General features: G+C 34.9%; 19 protein-coding genes, 2 tRNA genes, 1 riboswitch and 1 other annotated feature. Of the genes, 20 read left to right on the plus strand and 1 reads right to left on the minus strand.

All coding sequences use genetic code 11. The features are described 5' to 3' along the window. Positions 1–82: 82 nt before the first annotated feature. From hutP to LQ693_RS01430, 17 genes are all read left to right on the plus strand, one after another. Positions 83–520, plus strand: coding sequence for a hut operon transcriptional regulator HutP (gene hutP / locus LQ693_RS01350; protein WP_025906241.1), 438 nt, complete (start codon positions 83–85; stop codon positions 518–520). 94 nt (positions 521–614) lie between these two features. Further along, positions 615–2,099: a histidine ammonia-lyase gene (gene hutH / locus LQ693_RS01355; RefSeq protein WP_107572671.1), complete on the plus strand. Its 1,485-nt coding sequence runs from the start codon at positions 615–617 to the stop codon at positions 2,097–2,099. A gap of 27 nt (positions 2,100–2,126) precedes the next feature. After that, positions 2,127–3,437 (plus strand): YjiH family protein, encoded by a 1,311-nt coding sequence (locus LQ693_RS01360; RefSeq protein WP_107572672.1) that lies wholly within the window; start codon positions 2,127–2,129, stop codon positions 3,435–3,437. Between the two features lie 17 nt (positions 3,438–3,454). Beyond that, positions 3,455–5,122 carry a urocanate hydratase gene (gene hutU, locus LQ693_RS01365; RefSeq protein WP_107565154.1) on the plus strand — a complete coding sequence of 556 codons (1,668 nt, stop codon included), beginning with the start codon at positions 3,455–3,457 and terminating at the stop codon, positions 5,120–5,122. Continuing rightward, the gene (gene hutI, locus LQ693_RS01370) at positions 5,115–6,356 is read left to right on the plus strand and encodes an imidazolonepropionase (protein ID WP_107565155.1); all 1,242 of its coding nucleotides are present in this window, start codon (positions 5,115–5,117) and stop codon (positions 6,354–6,356) included. Before hutU ends, hutI begins: the two co-directional genes overlap by 8 nt. A 48-nt stretch (positions 6,357–6,404) precedes the next feature. Continuing rightward, positions 6,405–6,600 (plus strand) — a binding site (T-box leader). Positions 6,601–6,663: 63 nt separating this feature from the next. Then, positions 6,664–7,941 carry a serine--tRNA ligase gene (gene serS / locus LQ693_RS01375; RefSeq protein WP_025906247.1) on the plus strand — a complete coding sequence of 426 codons (1,278 nt, stop codon included), beginning with the start codon at positions 6,664–6,666 and terminating at the stop codon, positions 7,939–7,941. A 125-nt stretch (positions 7,942–8,066) separates the two neighbouring features. After that, positions 8,067–8,582 (plus strand): YceI family protein, encoded by a 516-nt coding sequence (locus LQ693_RS01380; RefSeq protein WP_025906249.1) that lies wholly within the window; start codon positions 8,067–8,069, stop codon positions 8,580–8,582. A gap of 275 nt (positions 8,583–8,857) precedes the next feature. Continuing rightward, positions 8,858–9,502 carry an AzlC family ABC transporter permease gene (locus tag LQ693_RS01385; RefSeq protein WP_182461750.1) on the plus strand — a complete coding sequence of 215 codons (645 nt, stop codon included), beginning with the start codon at positions 8,858–8,860 and terminating at the stop codon, positions 9,500–9,502. Next, a complete protein-coding gene (locus LQ693_RS01390) occupies positions 9,499–9,825 on the plus strand; it encodes an AzlD domain-containing protein (RefSeq protein WP_103360479.1) in 327 nt (108 codons plus the stop codon). The genes LQ693_RS01385 and LQ693_RS01390 overlap by 4 nt, the downstream gene beginning before the upstream one ends. 66 nt (positions 9,826–9,891) lie before the next feature. After that, positions 9,892–9,993, plus strand: a riboswitch (SAM riboswitch). 70 nt (positions 9,994–10,063) lie between these two features. Then, the gene (gene metX / locus LQ693_RS01395) at positions 10,064–11,032 is read left to right on the plus strand and encodes a homoserine O-acetyltransferase MetX (RefSeq protein ID WP_199219729.1); all 969 of its coding nucleotides are present in this window, start codon (positions 10,064–10,066) and stop codon (positions 11,030–11,032) included. Positions 11,033–11,113: 81 nt separating this feature from the next. Next, positions 11,114–12,031 carry a DUF2232 domain-containing protein gene (locus LQ693_RS01400; RefSeq protein ID WP_233678303.1) on the plus strand — a complete coding sequence of 306 codons (918 nt, stop codon included), beginning with the start codon at positions 11,114–11,116 and terminating at the stop codon, positions 12,029–12,031. Between the two features lie 14 nt (positions 12,032–12,045). Then, entirely contained in the window at positions 12,046–14,010 is a 1,965-nt protein-coding gene (locus LQ693_RS01405) for a DHH family phosphoesterase (RefSeq protein ID WP_107565158.1), read from the plus strand. Then, complete coding sequence (rplI, locus tag LQ693_RS01410; protein ID WP_037589493.1) at positions 14,010–14,456, plus strand: 50S ribosomal protein L9; 447 nt, start codon at positions 14,010–14,012, stop codon at positions 14,454–14,456. The genes LQ693_RS01405 and rplI overlap by 1 nt, the downstream gene beginning before the upstream one ends. Before the next feature lie 99 nt (positions 14,457–14,555). Then, the gene (gene dnaB / locus LQ693_RS01415) at positions 14,556–15,956 is read left to right on the plus strand and encodes a replicative DNA helicase (protein ID WP_025906258.1); all 1,401 of its coding nucleotides are present in this window, start codon (positions 14,556–14,558) and stop codon (positions 15,954–15,956) included. A 286-nt stretch (positions 15,957–16,242) separates the two neighbouring features. Then, the gene (locus LQ693_RS01420; protein WP_048542847.1) at positions 16,243–17,529 is read left to right on the plus strand and encodes an adenylosuccinate synthase; all 1,287 of its coding nucleotides are present in this window, start codon (positions 16,243–16,245) and stop codon (positions 17,527–17,529) included. Positions 17,530–17,851: 322 nt separating this feature from the next. Next, positions 17,852–18,154, plus strand: a complete 303-nt coding sequence (locus LQ693_RS01425; protein WP_103362215.1) for a helix-turn-helix domain-containing protein — start codon at positions 17,852–17,854, stop codon at positions 18,152–18,154. After that, positions 18,151–19,026 (plus strand): IS3 family transposase, encoded by an 876-nt coding sequence (locus LQ693_RS01430; protein WP_311403031.1) that lies wholly within the window; start codon positions 18,151–18,153, stop codon positions 19,024–19,026. The genes LQ693_RS01425 and LQ693_RS01430 overlap by 4 nt, the downstream gene beginning before the upstream one ends. A 305-nt stretch (positions 19,027–19,331) precedes the next feature. On the opposite strand, the gene LQ693_RS01435 is transcribed toward LQ693_RS01430, so the two are convergent. After that, positions 19,332–20,216, minus strand: coding sequence for a YitT family protein (locus LQ693_RS01435; RefSeq protein WP_025906261.1), 885 nt, complete (start codon positions 20,214–20,216; stop codon positions 19,332–19,334). Positions 20,217–20,322: 106 nt separating this feature from the next. Between LQ693_RS01435 and LQ693_RS01440 the strand changes: the two genes are divergently transcribed. From LQ693_RS01440 to yycF, 3 genes are all read left to right on the plus strand, one after another. Further along, positions 20,323–20,397, plus strand: a tRNA-Glu gene (locus tag LQ693_RS01440). 18 nt (positions 20,398–20,415) lie between these two features. After that, positions 20,416–20,488: transfer RNA gene (locus LQ693_RS01445), tRNA-Asp, on the plus strand. 167 nt (positions 20,489–20,655) lie between these two features. Further along, positions 20,656–21,357 carry a response regulator YycF gene (gene yycF / locus LQ693_RS01450; RefSeq protein WP_025906262.1) on the plus strand — a complete coding sequence of 234 codons (702 nt, stop codon included), beginning with the start codon at positions 20,656–20,658 and terminating at the stop codon, positions 21,355–21,357. Position 21,358: the final 1 nt, after the last annotated feature.

A 21,358-nucleotide genomic window follows, 5' to 3' on the forward strand; every position in this document is an offset into this window, starting at 1 on the left:
AAAGTATTGTCAGAAAATTTCTGAAAGCGTATACTTAATATAAATATAGACATTAGTTATTAGATGAGATAGGAGCTTTCACATGACTGAACAAATATCAATTGGGAAGTACGCTACGTTATTAACGATCACAGATGAGCAAACGGCAAAGCAATTAATGCCTCAATGTCATGATATGCAATTTATTGTAGGCAAAATTGGCACAATGTCATTAAATAAAATCATTGCATCTGTTGAAACAGCGGCTAGAAGACAAGGGATTATTTCGGAAAGTCAGTATAGAGAAACACACGCGTTATACCATGCGATTTTAGAAGCGGTGAATGGTATTACAAGAGGTGAATTATCTATTGGTGAAATTATGCGAACGGTTGGCTTAAAGTTTTCAATAGTTAGAGGTTATCCTTACCGAGATAAAGCAGAAGGTGAATGGATAGCTGTGAGTTTGTACGGTACAATCGGAGCGCCTATAAAAGGTAAAGAACATGAAACAATTGGGTTAGGTATCAATCATATATAAGACATAGAAACACCTACTAGATACTAGATATAAGAAAGGTGCAACAAATTTTGATTTGTTGTATTTTTTTGTGTCTTAAAAAGGAGTGTTTTCAGTGAACTTAGTATTGAATGGTAAAGATTTAACAATTCAAGACATTAAACAATTTTTGAAAGAAGGTGGTCAAATATCCATTTCAGAAGAAGCATTAGTTAATGTCAGAAAAAGTCGTGAAACAGTAGAAAAAATCATTAAAAATAAAGAAACGATTTATGGTATTACGACTGGTTTCGGATTATTTAGTGATGTATTAATAGAAAAAGAAAAATACAACGATTTACAAGTCAATTTAATACGTTCTCATTCATGTGGTACGGGTAAACCTTTTCCAGATAATGTGTCATTAATCATGATGGTCTTAAGGTTAAATACAATGTTAAAAGGCCATTCAGGTGTTACAGAAAAACTTGTTTCGTTATTAGTAGAATTTATTAATAGAAGAATCATTCCTGTCATACCTGAGCAAGGATCGTTAGGTGCTTCAGGAGATTTAGCACCATTATCTCACTTAGCTTTAGCGTTAATTGGTGAAGGAGACGTCCATTATAAAGGTGAAACTAGAAATGCGAAAGAAGTCTTACACGAAGTAGGATTGGAACCACATTCGTTACAAGCGAAAGAAGGATTAGCCCTTATAAACGGTACACAAGCGATGACATCTCAAGGTGTGATTGCATATATTGAAGCTGAAAATATTGCATATCATGCAGAATGGATTGCTGCATTAACACATCAAGCATTAAACGGTATCGTAGATGCATATGATGAACATGTGCATATCGTCAGAAACTTTAATGAACAAGTTGAAGTAGCAGAGCGTATGAGAAATTGGTTAGAAGGTTCTAAATTAACAACTAGACAAGGTGAAGTACGCGTACAAGATGCATATACATTGAGATGTATACCGCAAATACACGGCGCAAGCTTCCAAGTATTAAATTATGTAAAAGAAAAATTAGAATTAGAAATGAACGCAGCAAATGATAATCCATTAATATTTGATAACGATGATGAAACACTCGTAATCTCAGGTGGTAACTTCCATGGACAACCAATAGCATTTGCCGTAGATTTCTTGAAAATTGGTGTCGCTGAGTTAGCGAATGTATCAGAAAGAAGACTTGAAAGATTAGTTAATCCACAACTCAATGGCGGATTACCAGCATTCTTAAGTCCTGAGCCAGGCTTACAAAGTGGTGCAATGATCATGCAATACGCAGCAGCATCACTCGTATCAGAGAATAAGACATTAGCACATCCAGCAAGTGTGGATTCAATCCCATCATCTGCAAACCAAGAAGACCATGTATCAATGGGAACAATAGGCGCAAGACATGCGTATCAAATTATACAGAACGTACGAAGAGTTATATCTATAGAATGTATTATCGCGCTGCAAGCAGTAGAAATTAAAGGTGTAGACAAACTATCACCGAAGACAAAAGCAAAATACGAAGAACTAAGATCAATCGTACCTTCAATCACACAAGATAGAGTATTCCATCATGATATAGAGAAAGTTTGTGAATATTTAAGATAGTTATTATACAAACAAAGGGGTGTTGTGATGAGAAATCAGCATCAAAACAACAAAGGTAAGGATATGTGGAGATTTTATGTATTTAGTCTGTTAGGTATTGTATTGTTCTTTGTACCTATAACGATTGGTAAAAATAATACGATACTAGTAGATCACATACATTTGGGCATACGTTCATTATTAGGTGAATACACTGCTTATTACGCACTAATCATTATATTGATTGGCGCAATATTACCTGTCATAAGAATGGATTTTAAAAAGTCAGTTACAGATTTAATTTTAGTATTAGTCAAAATTATCGGCGCAATTATTGGGTGTATGTATGTCTTTAAAATTGGTCCGAAACTATTATTTGAGCCTAACTACGGTCCGTTCTTATTTGAAAAGTTAATGTTACCACTCAGTATATTGATTCCAGTAGGTGCTATTGCATTATCATTTTTAGTTGGTTATGGGCTCTTAGAATTTATTGGTGTCTTTATGCAACCTGTTATGAGACCGATATTTAAGACGCCTGGTAAGTCTGCTGTTGACGCAGTAGCTTCATTTGTAGGGAGTTATTCATTAGGATTACTGATTACAAATAGAGTTTATAAAGATGATATGTATAACAAGAAAGAAGCGGTCATAATTGCGACTGGGTTTTCTACAGTATCAGCAACATTTATGGTTATTGTCGCAAGAACACTAGATTTAATGGATATGTGGAATTTGTTCTTCTGGTCGGCGTTAGTGATCACATTTGCAGTGACTGCAATTTCTGCACATCTACCGCCGATTTCAAGTGAATCGGAAGCTTATTATCAGAACCAAGAAGGTCAAAAAGAAGTAAAAGTGCAAGGCAATTATTTAAAAACAGCTTATGAAGAAGCAAAGAGACAATCACACCAATCATTATCATTATTTAAAAATATCATGACCAACTTAAAAGACGGTATAGAGATGACGATGGCGATACTACCTTCTATTCTTTCAATCGGATTTCTAGGTTTGGTATTAGCTAATTTCACACCTATTATTGATTGGTTAAGTTATATATTTTATCCATTTATCTATATTTTTCCGATAGATGATAAAGCATTGTTAGCGAAAGCTTCAACAATTTCAATTATAGAAATGTTCTTACCTTCACTTCTAGTTGTTAAAGCATCAATTGAAGTGAAGTTCGTTACAGCAATTACGAGTATCTCAGCAATTATATTCTTCTCTGCTTTGGTACCTTGTATTTTAGCAACAGATATCAAAATTCCAATATGGAAGTTAGTAGTGATTTGGTTTATCCGTGTCGCACTTACTTTATTAATTGCGATACCGTTTAGTTTATTAATTTTTTAGTAAAGGGGAAATGAAATATGTCTAGAGCGATTAAAGCGAAAAAAGGTTTGGAAATTGAGTGTAAAGGTTGGGAGCAAGAAGCGGTTCTAAGAATGTTATACAACAACCTTGATCCTGAGGTTGCGGAACATCCTGAGAAGTTAGTTGTATATGGTGGTATTGGTAAAGCAGCGCGTAACTGGGAAAGTTTCGACGCGATAGTTGAAACGTTAAGAAGATTAGAAAATGATGAAACGATGCTTGTTCAATCTGGTAAGCCAGTTGCTGTTTTCAAAACACATGAAGAAGCACCGCGTGTATTATTATCAAACTCTGTATTAGTACCTAAATGGGCTAACTGGGAACATTTCCATGAATTAGATAAAAAAGGGCTTATGATGTACGGTCAAATGACTGCTGGTAGCTGGATCTATATTGGTTCTCAAGGTATTGTTCAAGGTACTTACGAAACATTTGCTGAATGTGCGAACCAGCATTTTGGAGGATCATTAGAAGGTACGATTACGTTAACAGCTGGATTAGGCGGTATGGGTGGTGCGCAACCATTAGCTGTAACGATGAATGGTGGGGTCGCTATCTGTGTAGACGTCGATCCGTCTAGAATTGAAAAACGTATCGAAACAAGATATTGTGATGTTATGACAGATTCATTAGATGAAGCTTTAGAAAAAGCAGAAGAAGCTAAAAAAGCGGGTAAACCTTTATCAATTGGTTTAGTAGGTAATGCTGCTGAAATTCATCATGAAATCTTAAATAGAGGATTTAAAATTGATATTGTGACTGACCAAACTTCTGCACATGATCCATTAAACGGTTATGTGCCTGAAGGATATTCACTTGAAGAAGCGGATAAACTTCGTGAAAGTGACCCTAAAAAATACGTAGAATTGTCTTCAGCATCTATGAAAAAACATGTAGAAGCAATGTTATTATTCCAAAAAAATGGTGCTGTTGCATTTGACTATGGTAATAATATTAGACAAGTAGCATTTGATGAAGGTTTAGAAAATGCATTTGATTTCCCAGGATTCGTACCTGCATATATCCGTCCATTATTCTGTGAAGGTAAAGGACCATTTAGATTTGCTGCTTTAAGTGGTGACCCTAAAGATATTGAAAGAGCAGACGAATTAATGCGCGAACTCTTCCCTGAAGATGAAAAATTAATGCGCTGGTTAGATATGGCAAGTGAAAAAATTGCTTTCCAAGGCTTACCTTCAAGAATTGCATGGCTTGGATATGGCGAACGTGCAAAAATGGGATTAGCATTAAATGAACTTGTAAGAAAAGGTGAAATTTCAGCACCAATCGTTATTGGACGTGACCACTTAGATTCAGGTTCAGTAGCATCACCAAACAGAGAAACAGAATCAATGAAAGATGGATCAGATGCTGTAGGTGACTGGGCAATCTTAAATGCACTTGTAAACACAGCTGCTGGTGGTTCTTGGATTTCAGTTCACCATGGTGGCGGTGTAGGTATGGGTTACTCATTACACGCTGGTATGGTCGTAGTAGCAGACGGTAGTGAACGTGCTGAGAGAAGACTAGGCAGAGTGTTAACAACTGACCCAGGTATGGGTGTAGTAAGACATGCTGATGCAGGGTATGACATTGCAATTGATACTGCAAAAGAAAGAAACGTAGATATTCCAATGTTAAAGGAGAAAGATAACCATGAATGATATCATCATCCAAAATATAGGTGGATTAATTTTGCCGAAGAAGACTGACGGACCTCTTAAAGGAAGAGCATTAAATGAATTAAATATTATCAAGAATGGCACAGTTGTCGTAAATGAAGGTAAAGTCGTTTATGCAGGTGAACATACTGAAGAATTTGAAGCTAAAGAAGTCATTGATGCCACTCATAAAGTCGTATCACCAGGTTTAGTAGATGCACATACACACTTAGTATTTGGCGGGTCTAGAGAACATGAAATGGCACTTAAACAACAAGGGGTAAGTTATCTTGATATCTTGAAACAAGGTGGCGGAATTTTAAGTACGGTTGAAGCTACTCGTGAATCAAGTGAAGAAACACTATACGAAAAATCTAAAAAAGAAATTATTAGAATGATTCAATTCGGTACGACAACTGTAGAAGCTAAAAGTGGTTATGGTTTAGATAAAGCAACTGAATTAAAACAATTAAATGTGGCACACCAATTAGCGCAAGATTTACCGATTCGAATGAAACATACATTTTTAGGACCACACGCAGTGCCTAAAGATGCGAAAGACAATGCAACATTCTTACAAGAAATGATTGATTTATTAGACGATGTGAAAGATAAAGCTGACTTCGCGGATATCTTCTGTGAAACAGGTGTATTCACAATTGAAGAATCAAGACGTTATATGCAAGCGGCAAAAGATAAAGGTTTAAAAGTTAAAATTCATGCTGATGAAATCGATCCACTTGGTGGACTAGGATTAGCGATAGATGAGGGTGCAATATCTGCAGACCATCTCGTAGCTTCTAGTGAAGAAGATAAGGCAGCGTTAAAAGACAGTGACACTGTAGCCGTACTATTGCCAGGCACAACATTCTATTTAGGTAAAGATCAATATGCAGATGCAAGAGGTATGATTGATCATAACGGTGCAGTAGCAATTGCGACTGACTTCAATCCAGGTAGCTGTGTGACGGACAACCTTCAACTTGTAATGAGCATTGCGGCATTAAAGCTTAAACTGACGCCTAATGAAATTTGGAATGCTGTCACTGTTAATGCAGCTAAAGCAATTGATGCAGAAGCAGGTACACTTGAAGTTGGCGATCAAGCTGATGTAGTCGTATGGGATATTCCAAACCATGAATATTTACCATATCATTACGGTGTAAACCATGCTGAAACAGTGATCATTAACGGTAAAAAAGTCTATGAAAATACAGGTCTTTTGACTGAATCATAAGTATAGCTTGAAAATATGATATCAATTTGATATATTTATGTTAATTTAATAACTATATTGTTTAGGAATAAGTAATTTAAGCGTACATGTATAGAGAGCTTGTGGTTGGTGCAAACAAGTCATGAAACTTAAACGAATCTATCCTTTTAAGAAGAACAATCGGTAGAAACCGTTATATGACTTAGAGTGCAGTTTTTAATAACTGTTAAATAGGGTGGCAACGCGTAAGCACCACGTCCCTTGTGTAACAACGAGGAACGTGGTGCTTTTTTCTTAAACAATTATAGTATAAGAGGGAGGAAATATTATGTTAGACATTAGATTAATTAGGTCTGAACCGGAATTTGTTAAAGATAAAGTAGCCAAAAGAGGTGACGATCCAAAGGTCATCGATGAAATTTTAGAATTAGACAAAAAGCGCCGTGAACTCATCGCTCAAACAGAAGAACTTAAATCACGACGTAATAAAGTAAGCGGGGAAATTGCGCAGAAGAAACGCAATAAAGAAAATGCAGACGATGTTATTTTAGAAATGCGTCAAGTTGGCGATCAAATTAAAGAAATCGATCAAAATTTAAATCAATTAAATGAAGATGTTACGTACAGATTAGTAAGAATTCCTAATTTAATTAGTGATGAAACACCAGTTGGTAAAGATGAAGATGATAATGTAGAAGTACGTAAATGGGGTACACCACGTCAATTTGATTTTGAATCTAAAGCGCATTGGGACTTAGTTGAAAGTCTTAAAATGGCAGACTTTGAAAGAGCTGCTAAAGTATCAGGTGCACGCTTCGTATTCTTAACAGGTCAAGGAGCACAACTTGAAAGAGCACTTATGAACTTCATGGTAACGATGCATACAACGCAACATGGTTATACTGAAATGATGGTACCTCAACTTGTAAACGCAGATTCTATGTTTGGTACAAGCCAATTACCTAAATTTGAGGAAGATTTATTCAAAGTAGAAAAAGAAGGCTTATATACAATTCCAACAGCTGAAGTACCTTTAACAAACTTCTATCGTGATGAAGTGTTACAAGATGAACAATTCCCAATTAAATTTACAGGGCAATCTGCATGTTTCAGAAGTGAAGCTGGATCAGCAGGTAGAGATACAAGAGGTTTAATTAGATTACACCAATTTAACAAAGTTGAAATGGTGAGATATGAAAGACCTGAAGATTCATTTAAAGCACTAGAAGAGTTAACTCAACACGCTGAAAATATTTTACAAGCTTTAGAATTACCATACAGAACTGTGAACTTATGTACTGGAGATATTGGATTTGGAAGCTCTAAAACATATGATATAGAAGTATGGCTACCAAGTTACAACGATTATAAAGAAATCAGTTCATGTTCAAATATGACAGATTTCCAAGCACGTAGAGCAAATATTAGATTTAAACGAAACAAAGATGCGAAACCAGAATACGTACACACACTAAACGGAAGTGGTTTAGCAGTAGGTCGTACATTTGCTGCAATCGTTGAAAACTACCAAAATGAAGACGGTACAATCACTGTACCTGAAGTATTAGTACCATTTATGGGCGGCTTAAAAACAATCAAATTATAAATGAGTTAAATCTCTCAAAAAGGGTAATCATATACTGGTTACTCTTTTTTTTGATTTAATGCTTGAATATACTTTTTATATTTGATATACTAAGTATACAAAATAAATAAAGGGAGTTTTGACACATGACAAATTTCAATTTCGACAAAGCACACAGTAGTTTAGAATTTACAGTAAAACATTTAATGGTATCTCGCGTTAAAGGTACTTTTGAAGATTATAACGTAGAAGTATCAGGAGATATCAATGACCTTTCTACATTAAAAGCAACAGTTACAATAAAAGCAGATTCAATCAACACTAAAAACGCTGACCGTGACGCTCACTTAAAATCAGCTGACTTCTTTAGTGCAGATGAAAACCCAAATATTACATTTGAAACAAAATCAATCAGTGAAGATTCAATTACAGGTGATTTAACAATCGCTGGTGTAACACACGAAGAAACATTCGACGTTGATTTCAACGGCGTAAGTAAAAACCCATTAAACGGTGAAACAGTAACAGGTTTCGCAGTAACTGGTAAAATCGACCGTGAAAAATACGGCGTATCATTTAACCAAGCATTAGAAACTGGTGGCGTAATGATCGGTAGAGATGTTAAATTCGAAGCAAGTGCAGAATTCGGTTTAAGTGAATAATTCATATAGATAATCAAACAGTAGAAATTCATTCAATTGAATTTCTGCTGTTTTTTATTTAATTATTTTCCGAATATTTAATCAAGTGTTATTGATAAAGTAATATAGGTATGATAAAACTAATACATATTAAATTTCTTTATAGGTAAGTAAGACTGAGGTTAGACAAACGTTAGACTTACCTGTAACTGTAGTTTGGAGGCAACGTTGTGACAAGTACGAGTATTACGAATAAAGGTTTGTTTCTTCAAGGTGTGAAAGACTGTATACCTACTATGCTTGGGTACTTTAGTGTTGCATTAGCTTTTGGTATTGTCGGTATTTCATCTGATTTATCTATTTTAGAAATTGCATTGTTGTCTATTTTTGTCTATGCGGGTGCTGCTCAATTTATTATATGTGCGTTAGTTGCCATTCACTCCCCTATTTCAGCAATTCTATTGACGGTATTTTTTGTTAACTCAAGAATGTTTCTTCAAAGTTTGGCTTTAGTACCAGCATTTAAAGGTAATGGTTTCTGGTCGAATGTAGGAATAGGTACACTTGTAACGGATGAGTCATTTGGTGTTGCGATTACGAAATATGCGAAAGAGAAATCGCTCAATGCGACTTGGATGCATGGTTTAAATATTTCAGCTTATTTATTATGGATTGTGACATCTATTATTGGCGGTTTAGTCGGAAACTTAATACCTAAACCTGAAATGTTTGGTCTCGATTATGCTTTAACAGCGATGTTTATATTTTTATTGATTGCTCAGTTTGAAACGATACATAAAAGCAAAGTCTTAGTATATCTTTATTTAATTTTATTAACGATTGTATGCATGCTTATTCTGACATTATTTATGCCAACTTATTTATCTATTATTGTGTCGACAATTATTGCTTCTATCGTAGGGGTGGTGTTTGATAAATGAGTATATCGATGTATTTAATTTTAATTACGTTAAGTTGTTTTATTTTAACTTGGATTATCCGTGTTTCTCCATTTGTATTGTTATCAAAAGCGGATTTACCTGAAAGTATGATCAAGTGGTTACAATATGTGCCGGTATGTCTCTTTACGGCATTAATATTAGAAGGCATGTTAAATCAAGAAGGCAATGCTGGATTTACGCTTAATTTTGAGAGCATTATTGTCGCGATACCAACGATTCTAATAGCGCTCATATTTAGAAGTTTAACGATTACAGTTATAGCCGGTATGTTTATTATGGCAATTGTGAGATTAGTCTTTTAATTTCATTCGTTAACTTATTGAAAGAATTGCTCATTTCTAGTATTCTTAATATAAATTACATAGCAAAGCTTATTCAGAGAAGTTGAGGGAATTGGCCCGACGACACTTCAGCAACCGGTCATAACAGATACGGTGCTACTACCAACGAGTATACTCGCATAATAAGGATGATGAGGACTTCTTACTTCTTTGACGAGTAAGAAGTCTTTCAATTTAAATAAGAGGGGGTTTTAATGTGATTATTTCTCGAGAAACAGGCATAGTAGATCTTGGACATTTTGAAACAGAATCTGGTGAAGTGATTGATAACTTAAAACTTCAATATGAGTATGTGGGTTATAAAGGCCAGCCACTCGTTGTAGTTTGTCATGCGTTAACTGGCAACCATTTAACATATGGTGATGATGAGCATGCAGGTTGGTGGCGTGAAATTATAGATGGCGGTTACCTTTCAATTAATGATTATCAATTTATAACATTTAATGTAATTGGCAGTCCTTATGGATCCAGTTCAAGATTAAATACACCAAATTTCCCGGAACATTTGACGATGAGAGATGTTGCGAGAGCAAACATATTAGGATTGAAACAATTTGGTTACGAAAAAATAGATGTATTAATTGGTGGCTCTTTAGGTGGAATGCAAACGTTAGAAATGCTTTATGACGGTTCGTTTGAAGTGAAAAAAGCAGTCATATTAGCTGCGACAGAGAAGACTTCATCATATAGTAGAGCATTTAATGAAATTGCTAGACAAGTTATTCATATGAACGGACAAGACGGTTTAAGCATCGCAAGACAACTTGGCTTTTTAACGTATCGTTCAAGTAAAGATTACGAATCAAGATTCTCTGCAGATGATGTTGTAAGCTACCAAAAATATCAAGGCAATAAATTTAAAGAAGCATTCGATAAAGACTGCTATTTAACATTGTTAGATGTATTAGACAGTCATGACATATCTAGAGGGCGAGATGATGTTGAAGAACGTCTACGTCAATTAGAAACGAAAGTATTGACGTTAGGATTTGCGGATGATTTATTATATCCAGATGACCAAGTGAGAGCTTTAGGCCGATTCTTTAAGTATCATAGACATTTCTATGTTCAAGACAACGTTGGTCATGATGGATTTTTATTGAATTTTGGAGATTGGGCGCCGAACGTTTATCATTTCTTAAAATTATATAAATTTAAAGCACGCTGATATCAACTTAAAAGTCACCTATATTGTTTTAAAGGATAAAAATCTGTAAAATAGAGAAAGATGTTTAATTTAGATTGGGAAGTGAAAAATTTGTCTTTTAAAGTCGATATAAAAGCGACAATCATAGCAACACTTGTACTAGTTCTAAGTGCCGCTATAATAAACTTTGTACCATTATTAGCAATATTGATCATACCATTTATTACGATACCAGGAACGATTCTTTGGTATCGCTCTAAACCGTCCTTTTTTGTGACGGTTGTCATAACTTTATGTGCAACTGTTCTATTTAATCATGTATTCTTATTAACTGCCATGACACTTGTTATTTTTATGAGTGTATTTATTGGGCAGTTACTTATTGAGCATACATCTAAAGAACGTATGTTGTACTTAGTGACAACATTTATGAGTATTTTGACGATAGGTAGTGTGTTAATTTTACAAATTACGGGAAACTTACCTTTAACAAGCAAGTTCTTTAGCCAGTACCATGATGTATTACTGTCATATTTCCAAATGGGTGGCAATATAACAACTGAAATCGAAGAATCATTACAAGTTTCATTAGAAATATTACAAGCGAGCATTCCTGGGTATATAGTATTATGGGTATTCTTATTAGTGCTTGTGAATTTAGTTGTGACGTTTCCGATTTTAAGAAAATTCAAAGTCGCAACACCAGTGTTCAGACCATTATTTATGTGGCAAATCAATAGAAGTGTAGCATTTGTTTTTGTGATCACAGTACTTGTGAGTTTGTTTGTCACGCAAGACAATGTCGTCGCGTATGGCATAGTCACTAACTTACAATTTGTGTTAGAATGGGTTATATTTATACAAGCATTATCGTTGTTCCATTTATTTGTAAAAGTTAAAAAATTACCAATTATAGTAGGTGTCATCATCTTTGTAATGGCATTTATATTTAAACCGTTTGCGTACTTATTCGGATTAATGGACATTTGGTTTAACTTGAAACAACGTATAAAAAAGTAAATTGAGGTGAGTTTATGAACCGTCAATCTGTTAAAAAAGCCCTAATATTTCCGTACATTATTATGATGATATTAGCTTTGGTGCTAGTCGTATTCAGTTTTTTTAATTCAATTTTTTGGGCAATTATTTCGACGGTTGCTACGATAATTCTAATTGCAGTAAGCATATTTTTTGTTAGACAGAGCTTTTTGAAATTAGATTTATATATTGGGAGTTTAGCCGGTAGAATTACGAAAAGTAAAACAAGTGCAGTCAGTGACTTACCAATAGGTGTCATATTATTAGACAAAAATAATCATATCGAATGGATTAATAATTTTGTTAATAAACGATTAGAACGAGACGTTTTAGACGAACCAATTAACGAAGTATTTCCAAATATCTTAAAAAGATTAGAAAATACTTCAGAAGTAGAGATTGAAGAAGGATCATACAAATATAAAGTCACTTATACTGAAGATGAACAGTCTATTTATCTGTTTGATATTACTGAATCTTCCCGTGTATATGAATTATATGAGAATGAAAAACCAATCATAGCAACTATTTTCTTAGATAACTTTGATGAAATTACGCAGAATATGAATGACTCTCAACGTTCAGAAATCAATAGTCTGATTACAAGCGTTATAGATGACTGGTCATCACGTTATCAATTGTTTATTAAACGTTATAGTGCTGATCAATTTATCGCGTTATTAAACAAGAGTATATTAGAAGATATCGAAACGTTGAAGTTCAACTTATTAGATGATTTAAGAGATAAGACAAGAGACATCGGTCACCAATTAACACTAAGTATCGGTATTGGTGAAGGTAGTGAGAACTTAATTGAGCTAGGTGAACTTTCACAATCGAGTTTAGACTTAGCACTCGGCCGTGGTGGTGACCAAGTAGCCATTAAAAATAGTAATGGTAACGTGAGATTCTACGGCGGTAAGACTGACCCGATGGAAAAAAGAACGAGAGTACGTGCGCGTGTGATATCTCATGCGTTACGAGATATCTTAATTGAAGGTGACAAAGTGATCATTATGGGTCATAAATCACCAGATATGGACGCAATCGGTGCAGCAATCGGTGTATCACGCATTGCGAAGATGAACAATCTTGAATCATATATTGTATTAAACGATTCGGATATTGATAGTACATTAGAACGTGTGATGGCTGAAATAGACGAGAAGCCTGATTTGAAAGAAAGATTTATTACATCAGAAGAAGCTTGGCATGAAATGACACCACGTACAACACTCGTTGTCGTGGATACACATAAACCTGAACTTGTAATTGATGAGAACTTGCTTAATAAAGCAAACAGAAAAGTCGTTATTGACCATCATCGTCGAGGCGAAAGTATTATCTCAAGTCCATTACTTGTGTATATGGAGCCTTATGCAAGTTCGACAGCTGAGCTTGTTACAGAGTTGTTAGAATACCAACCAACAGAACATCGTTTAACGAGAATCGAATCAACGATTATGTTAGCCGGTATTATTGTGGATACACGTAACTTTACATTAAGAACAGGATCAAGAACATTTGATGCTGCGAGCTTTTTAAGAAGTCATGGTGCAGATACGATTCTTTGTCAGCATTTCTTAAAAGATGATATCGATACGTATATTAAACGTTCAGACTTAATTAAGACAGTTAAATTATTCCGCGGAGGTGTCGCAATTGCACATGGTGAAGATCATGAAACATATCACCCCGTTACAGTTGCACAAGCAGCAGATGAGTTGCTTGGCTTAGAAGGTGTAGAAGCATCTTATGTAGTAGCACGAAGATCAGAAGATACAATTGGAATTTCTGCCCGTTCGTTAGGAGAAGTAAACGTACAATTAACGATGGAAGCACTCGGTGGAGGCGGCCACTTATCCAATGCTGCAACACAAATTAAAAATACAACAGTAGAAAAAGCAATCGAAGCATTAGTTGAGGTTGTTGAATCAGATGATAAAGGAGTGGAAGAATAATGAAAGTTATTTTCACACAAGATGTTAAAGGTAAAGGTAAAAAAGGTGAAGTGAAAGACGTACCAGTAGGATATGGTCAAAACTATTTAATCAAAAATAATTATGCTGTAGAAGCAACACCTGGAAACCTCAAACAATTAGAACAACAAAACAAACGTCAAGAAGAATTAAAACAACAAGAAATAGAAGATGCTAAAGCACTTGCGGAAAAACTTAAAGAATTAGAAGTTAAAATTCCAGCTAAAACAGGTGAAGGCGGTAAATTATTCGGATCAGTAAGTACGAAACAAATTACGCAAGCATTAGATAAACAACACAAAATCAAAGTTGATAAACGTAAAATGGACTTACCAAATGGTATTCACAGTTTAGGTTATACAAATGTACCAATTAAACTACACAACAAAGTTTCTGGTACATTAAAAGTACATGTTGTTGAAGAATAAAGGCATCAATAAAATGGTCGGTATTTGATTTACCGACCTATTTTAATGCGTTATAATAAAAATTATTAAAAATGGAAAGGAGTAATCAGTATGGATGGTATGGATAATATGATGAACCCAAAACAAATGCCCCATAGTATAGAGGCTGAACAATCTGTTATCGGTGCAATCTTGATTGATCCTGAACTGATTAACTCAACAGGTGAAACATTAATACCTGAAGCTTTCTATCGTGCAAATCATCAACACATATTTAGAGCGATGTTAATGCTAAATGAACAGAATAAAGAAATTGACTCTGTTACATTGATGGACCAGTTAGCAGCAGAATCATTATTAGAAGAAGCGGGCGGTCCAGCCTATTTAGCAGAATTAGCAAATAATGTCCCAACAACAAGAAACATACATTTCTACATAGATATTGTGTTTAAACATGCAGTGAAACGCCAACTCATTCGTGTGGCGGATAGTATTGCTGAAGATGGGTATAATCCTGAGCTTGATTTAGAATCATTGTTAGGAGATGCAGAAAAGAGAATTTTAGAGATTTCTGCTTCAAGAGGTACGGAAGGCTTCAAAGATATTAAAGATGTATTAAGTATTGTGTTTGATAATGCCGAACAGCTCGATCAAAATAATGGACAAACACCAGGTATACCAACTGGTTATCGAGATTTAGACCAAATGACAGCAGGGTTTAACCGAAATGATTTAATCATTATTGCGGCACGTCCATCAGTAGGTAAGACTGCCTTCGCATTAAATATCGCACAACAAGTTGCAACACACCAAGATTTGTATTCAGTCGGTATTTTCTCTTTAGAGATGGGTGCCGATCAGCTTGCTACACGTATGATATGTAGTACGGGAAATGTCGATTCAAATAGATTGCGTACAGGTTCAATGACCGAGGAAGACTGGAGCAGGTTTACAGTTGCAGTAGGTAAACTATCAAGAACGAAAATATTTATCGATGATACACCAGGCATCCGAATTACGGATATTCGTGCTAAATGTCGTAGGCTCAAACAAGAACATGGATTAGATATGATCATGATTGACTACTTACAATTAATTCAAGGTAGTGGTTCTCGTAGCTCAGATAATAGACAACAAGAAGTATCAGAAATCTCTCGTATGCTTAAAGCAATCGCAAGAGAATTAGAATGTCCCGTTATTGCGTTAAGTCAGTTATCTCGTGGTGTTGAACAACGACAAGATAAGAGACCAATGATGAGTGATATTCGTGAATCAGGTTCGATTGAGCAAGATGCGGATATCGTTGCCTTCTTATATAGAGATGACTATTACTCAAGAGGTGGCGAAGATGAAGATGGAGAAGCGGTTGATGCGGGTGCACAAGACGAGAATGGTGAAATTGAAATCATTATCGCTAAACAACGTAACGGCCCAACAGGAACTGTTAAACTACACTTCATGAAACAATATAACAAATTCACCGATATTGACTATCAACATGCCGGAATGGAATTTGGATAAAAAAAGTTTTTAATATAAAAGACGTACATTTATTGTGTATTATGCAAAAATGTACGTCTTTTGTTTTGTGTAAAGTAACACTTATGTGCTTAAGTTTGTGTTTTTGAAAATGGATAAAACGATTATAATCCTTTTAAATACTGTGGTTAAGGTGTTTTTTAGCAATTCCAGCATGAATAAGGAGTGTAATTTAACACTAGTAATCAATGTTCGTTTTTAGTTTGCAATTTAAGGATAGTACTGATAGAATACTTAATGGTTAATGAGAAAAAGCGGAGGTGCTCACATGTCATCAATCGTAGTCGTTGGGACGCAATGGGGAGACGAAGGTAAAGGTAAAATTACAGATTTCTTAGCAGAGGATGCAAACGTTATTGCACGTTTTTCAGGTGGTAACAATGCAGGTCACACAATTAAATTTGATGGAGAAACTTACAAATTGCATTTAGTACCATCAGGTATTTTCTATCAAGAGAAATCAAGTGTTATCGGTAACGGTGTAGTTGTTGATCCAGTAGCTTTATTGAAAGAATTAGATGCTTTAAATGAACGCGGAGTTGCAACTGACAATTTAAGAATTTCAAACCGTGCGCAAGTCATCTTACCATACCATCTTAAACAAGATGAATTAGAAGAAGAAAAACGCGGTGACAACAAAATTGGTACAACTAAAAAAGGTATCGGTCCAGCTTATGTAGATAAAGCACAACGTATCGGTATCCGTATGGCTGATTTATTAGATAAAGAAACTTTTGAAAAACGCTTAAAAGAAAATCTTGAATATAAAAATGAATTATTCGAAAAAATGTTCAACGCTGAAGGTTTCACTTTTGAAGAAATTTTTGAAACTTACTATGCAGCAGGACAACGTTTGAAAGATTATGTAACAGACACAGCTAAATTATTAGATGATGCTTTCGTAAACAATGAAAAAGTATTATTCGAAGGTGCGCAAGGTGTGATGTTAGATATCGACCACGGTACATATCCATTCGTTACTTCAAGTAATCCAATTGCAGGTAACGTTACAGTAGGTGGCGGTGTTGGTCCAACATACGTATCTAAAGTAATTGGTGTATGTAAAGCTTATACATCTCGTGTAGGAGACGGTCCATTCCCAACAGAATTATTTGATGAAGATGGTCACCATATCCGTGAAGTAGGTCGTGAATACGGTACAACAACTGGAAGACCACGTCGTGTAGGTTGGTTTGACTCAGTAGTTCTACGTCATTCACGCCGTGTAAGTGGTATTACAGATTTATCAATTAACTCAATTGACGTATTAACAGGATTAAAAACAGTTAAAATCTGTACAGCATACGAAATTGATGGTGTTGAAATCACTGAATATCCAGCAAACTTAAACGAATTAGAACGTTGTAAACCAATCTTTGAAGAACTACCAGGTTGGGAAGAAGACATCACAGGATGCCGTTCATTAGAAGAATTACCAGATAACGCACGTCGTTATTTAGAACGCATTTCTGAATTATGTAACGTTAAAATTTCTATCTTCTCAGTAGGACCAGATAGAAACCAAACAAACCTATTAGAAAACCTATGGGACTAATAAATAAAGAGAAACCAGCAGATATGTAGCGTATCTGCTGGTTTTTTCATATTGGGGGAAGGTGTTGTGTGGTTTGGAGTGAGTTGAGTTTGGGTGTTGTGCGTTGATATAAGGTGATGAGGTTTGGAGTTGGTTAGGGTTGGACAGGATTGTTTAGAGTTGGGTTGAGAAAGCGGACGAGATTGTGGGGGCAGATCGGCGAAGATGTGAGTTAAAGGAGTAGTAAACTCACAAGATCATAAAAGTTTAGAAGTAAAAAATTAGAAATAGTGTTTATACTAGCGAATTTAAATTATCTGTTTTAAAATTTAGACAAGAAAATATGTTGTCTTATCAAGATACCGCGAATCACTTTAGGATTATTAATCCTATTATCATTGCCAATTGGCAACGTCAGTTTGATGAAAAATGTCGTCTTGATATAGATAATAAACAAAAGGGACGATCTCACACTATGACTAAAAAACGAGCTAAATCAGATAATAAAAATTTACCTTTAAATGAAAATGAACGTGAAGAACTTGAAAGACTTAGAAATGAAGTCGAGACGTTAAAGGCAGGTATAGCTTATCAAAAAAAGTTACAGGCCTTGACCGACATTTACGGAAGCAAAAATCAGAAATAGTAAAGGTCATTAAGGAACTAAATGAAACATATAATATAAGATTAAGCATCTTATTTAAAATCGCTCAAATAGCTAAATCTGTATACTATTATTGGATAAATCAATTTAGTAAACCTAATAAAGATGAATCGTTGATTCAAGTAATAAAAGAAATATGTAATGAATCAAACCATACCTATGGTTATCGTCGTGTTACACAAGCACTAAGAAATAGAGGTATTATTGTAAATCATAAAAAAGTACTAAGAATCATGAAAGAACATAATCTAACTTGTACAAAGTTCACACATAGAGGTCGTAAGTATCGTTCCTTTAAAGGTAAAGTTGGTAAAGTAGCTCAAAACATATTAAATCGTAGATTTAAAACAAGTCTCCCATTTCAAAAAGTCGTAACAGATATTACAGAGTTCAAATTAAAGAATGGTCAGAAATTATATTTATCACCTTATCTGGACTTATATAGTTCAGAGATTATAAGCTTTAAAATCTCAAGTCGTCCTACATTAGATATAGTAATCAATCCACTAAAAGAAATGATAGAGCGTCGTCCAAACCTTGGCCACCGTTTAACGATTCATTCAGATCAAGGCTGGCATTATCAACATTCGCAATACACTAATTTATTAAAAGAACATAAGATATTTCAAAGTATGTCTAGAAAAGGTAATTGTCTAGATAATTCAGTTATGGAAAACTTTTTTGGGTTACTTAAACAAGAAATGTATTATGGCCAAGAATTTAAAGATTTTCAAGATCTTGAACAAGCTATTCATCGATATATCAATTTTTATAATAACGAAAGAATCAAATCAAAATTAAAAGGCTTATCTCCCAAAAATTACAGGAGACAAACCTTTGAAATAATATACTAATTAAGGTTTAGATTTTTGGGTTCAGTACAGTCATGGCTTAAGTCCTGAATAAAGCCAAGAGATCGCCCATAAACTTCAACCCGACCTGAACCTAACTAAATTCCACCTATTCCGTACCGCACCGCAATCCATCCCCCCTCAACCCCACCCAACAAAAAAGCATAAAAACTTATCATTTCAAGGTTGTCTACCAACTGCGCTCTAGAAACTAACTTAATCAGGCTTCCTAATTAAGACTGTCCGCAATCATAGACGTCTATCTATACTTTGAAATCATAAATTCTTATGCATATTACTGTGATTTATTAATGTATTTCTCTTTTCTTAAAGCGTCCGCCTTTTACTTCGCTCACGTCACCGATTGATAGGAATGCGGTGTTGTCTATTTCTGTTACGATATCTTTTAGTTTGGATTCTTCTAATCGTGTGATGACGCAGAATACGACTTTTTTATCTTCACCTGTATATGCGCCTTCTCCATTCAGGTATGTGACACCTCTACCGAGTCGGTCATTGATGGCTTCTCCGATATCTCTATATGTATCGCTGATGATCCATACGGCTTTTGATTCATCAAATCCTTGAACGGTTACGTCAATCATCTTAGCAGCTATAAAATATGCAATAACGGAAAACATCGCTGATTCCCAATTGAATACAAATCCTGCAGCTGTAAATATGAAGAAGTTAATCAACATGACGATTTCGCCTACTGAAAATGGTGCTTTACTGCTGATTAAGATAGCACTGATTTCAGATCCGTCTAAAGATCCTCCATATCGTATTACGAGACCTACGCCTAAACCAATAATTGCGCCTCCAAAGATCGTTACTAAAAACGCTTCTTTAATAAAAGGATCAAAATGATGTAAGTAGGCTGTTGTAATAGATAATATTGTAATTGCGTAAATTGTAGAAATCGTGAATGTCTTACCAATCTGCTTGTATCCTAAAAAGAAAAACGGAATATTTAGTAGAAAGATAAATAATCCAAGCTTTAAATTGGTGAGATGACTCAAAATAATTGCGATACCGACAATGCCACCATCTAGTAAATTGTTAGGAACTAAAAATAATTCTAACCCTACCCCCATTAATATACTGCCGATGGTGATAAATATGAATCGTTTGAGGATTTCTCCTTTACGTAATTTACGATGTCCTTTTCTAATAACTTGTGCTTGTTCCATATTATCATCCTTTTTAGTACTTCTATATTTATTATATAAAAAATTTAAAATAAAATCTTGTCTTCTGTATATTATTCATGCTATAATCAATCTTGTGTTAAACAGAGGCCCCTTGGTCAAGCGGTTAAGACACCGCCCTTTCACGGCGGTAACACGGGTTCGAATCCCGTAGGGGTCACCATCTCAATTTTATACATAAGGTCCCGTGGTGTAGCGGTTAACATGCCTGCCTGTCACGCAGGAGATCGCGGGTTCGATTCCCGTCGGGACCGCTTTTAATGCTTATCGTAATAACGATAAGCATTTTTTTGTTGTTCAATCATAGATTAACGTCAAACAATAGAATTAATAGACAAATAGTGTTAAATTATAGTATAGGATATCATGCACAATTGTGTGCTTAGAGATACTTATTTTCAAAAAGAAATGAGGTAAATGTATGGCTAGAAAAATAGTAGTCGTTGATGATGAAAAACCAATTGCAGATATACTTGAATTTAATTTAAAAAAAGAAGGTTATGATGTTTATTGCGCATATGACGGTAATGACGCAGTAGATTTGATATATGCAGAAGAACCAGACATCGTATTATTAGATATTATGCTACCTGGTAGAGATGGTATGGAAGTATGTAGAGAGGTACGTAAGAAATTTGAAATGCCAATCATTATGTTAACAGCTAAAGACTCAGAAATTGATAAAGTTCTAGGGTTAGAGTTAGGTGCAGATGATTATGTGACGAAGCCTTTTTCAACACGTGAATTAATCGCGCGTGTGAAAGCAAACTTACGTAGACATTATTCTCAACCAACACAAACAGAAGACGAAGAAACAAATGAAATCGTCATTAAAGATATTACGGTATACCCTGATGCATATTCAATTAAAAAACGTGGTGTCGATATCGAATTGACACACCGTGAATTTGAATTGTTTCATTATTTAGCAAAACATATTGGACAAGTTATGACGCGTGAACACTTACTCCAAACTGTATGGGGTTATGATTATTTTGGAGATGTACGTACAGTTGATGTTACGATACGTCGTCTACGTGAAAAAATCGAAGACGATGCATCACACCCAGAATATATTGTGACGCGTAGAGGTGTGGGTTATTTCCTACAAACACAAGAGTAGG

Origin of the sequence: Mammaliicoccus sp. B-M6, from assembly GCF_022386965.1 — a bacterium.
Classification (GTDB): domain Bacteria; phylum Bacillota; class Bacilli; order Staphylococcales; family Staphylococcaceae; genus Mammaliicoccus; species Mammaliicoccus sciuri_A.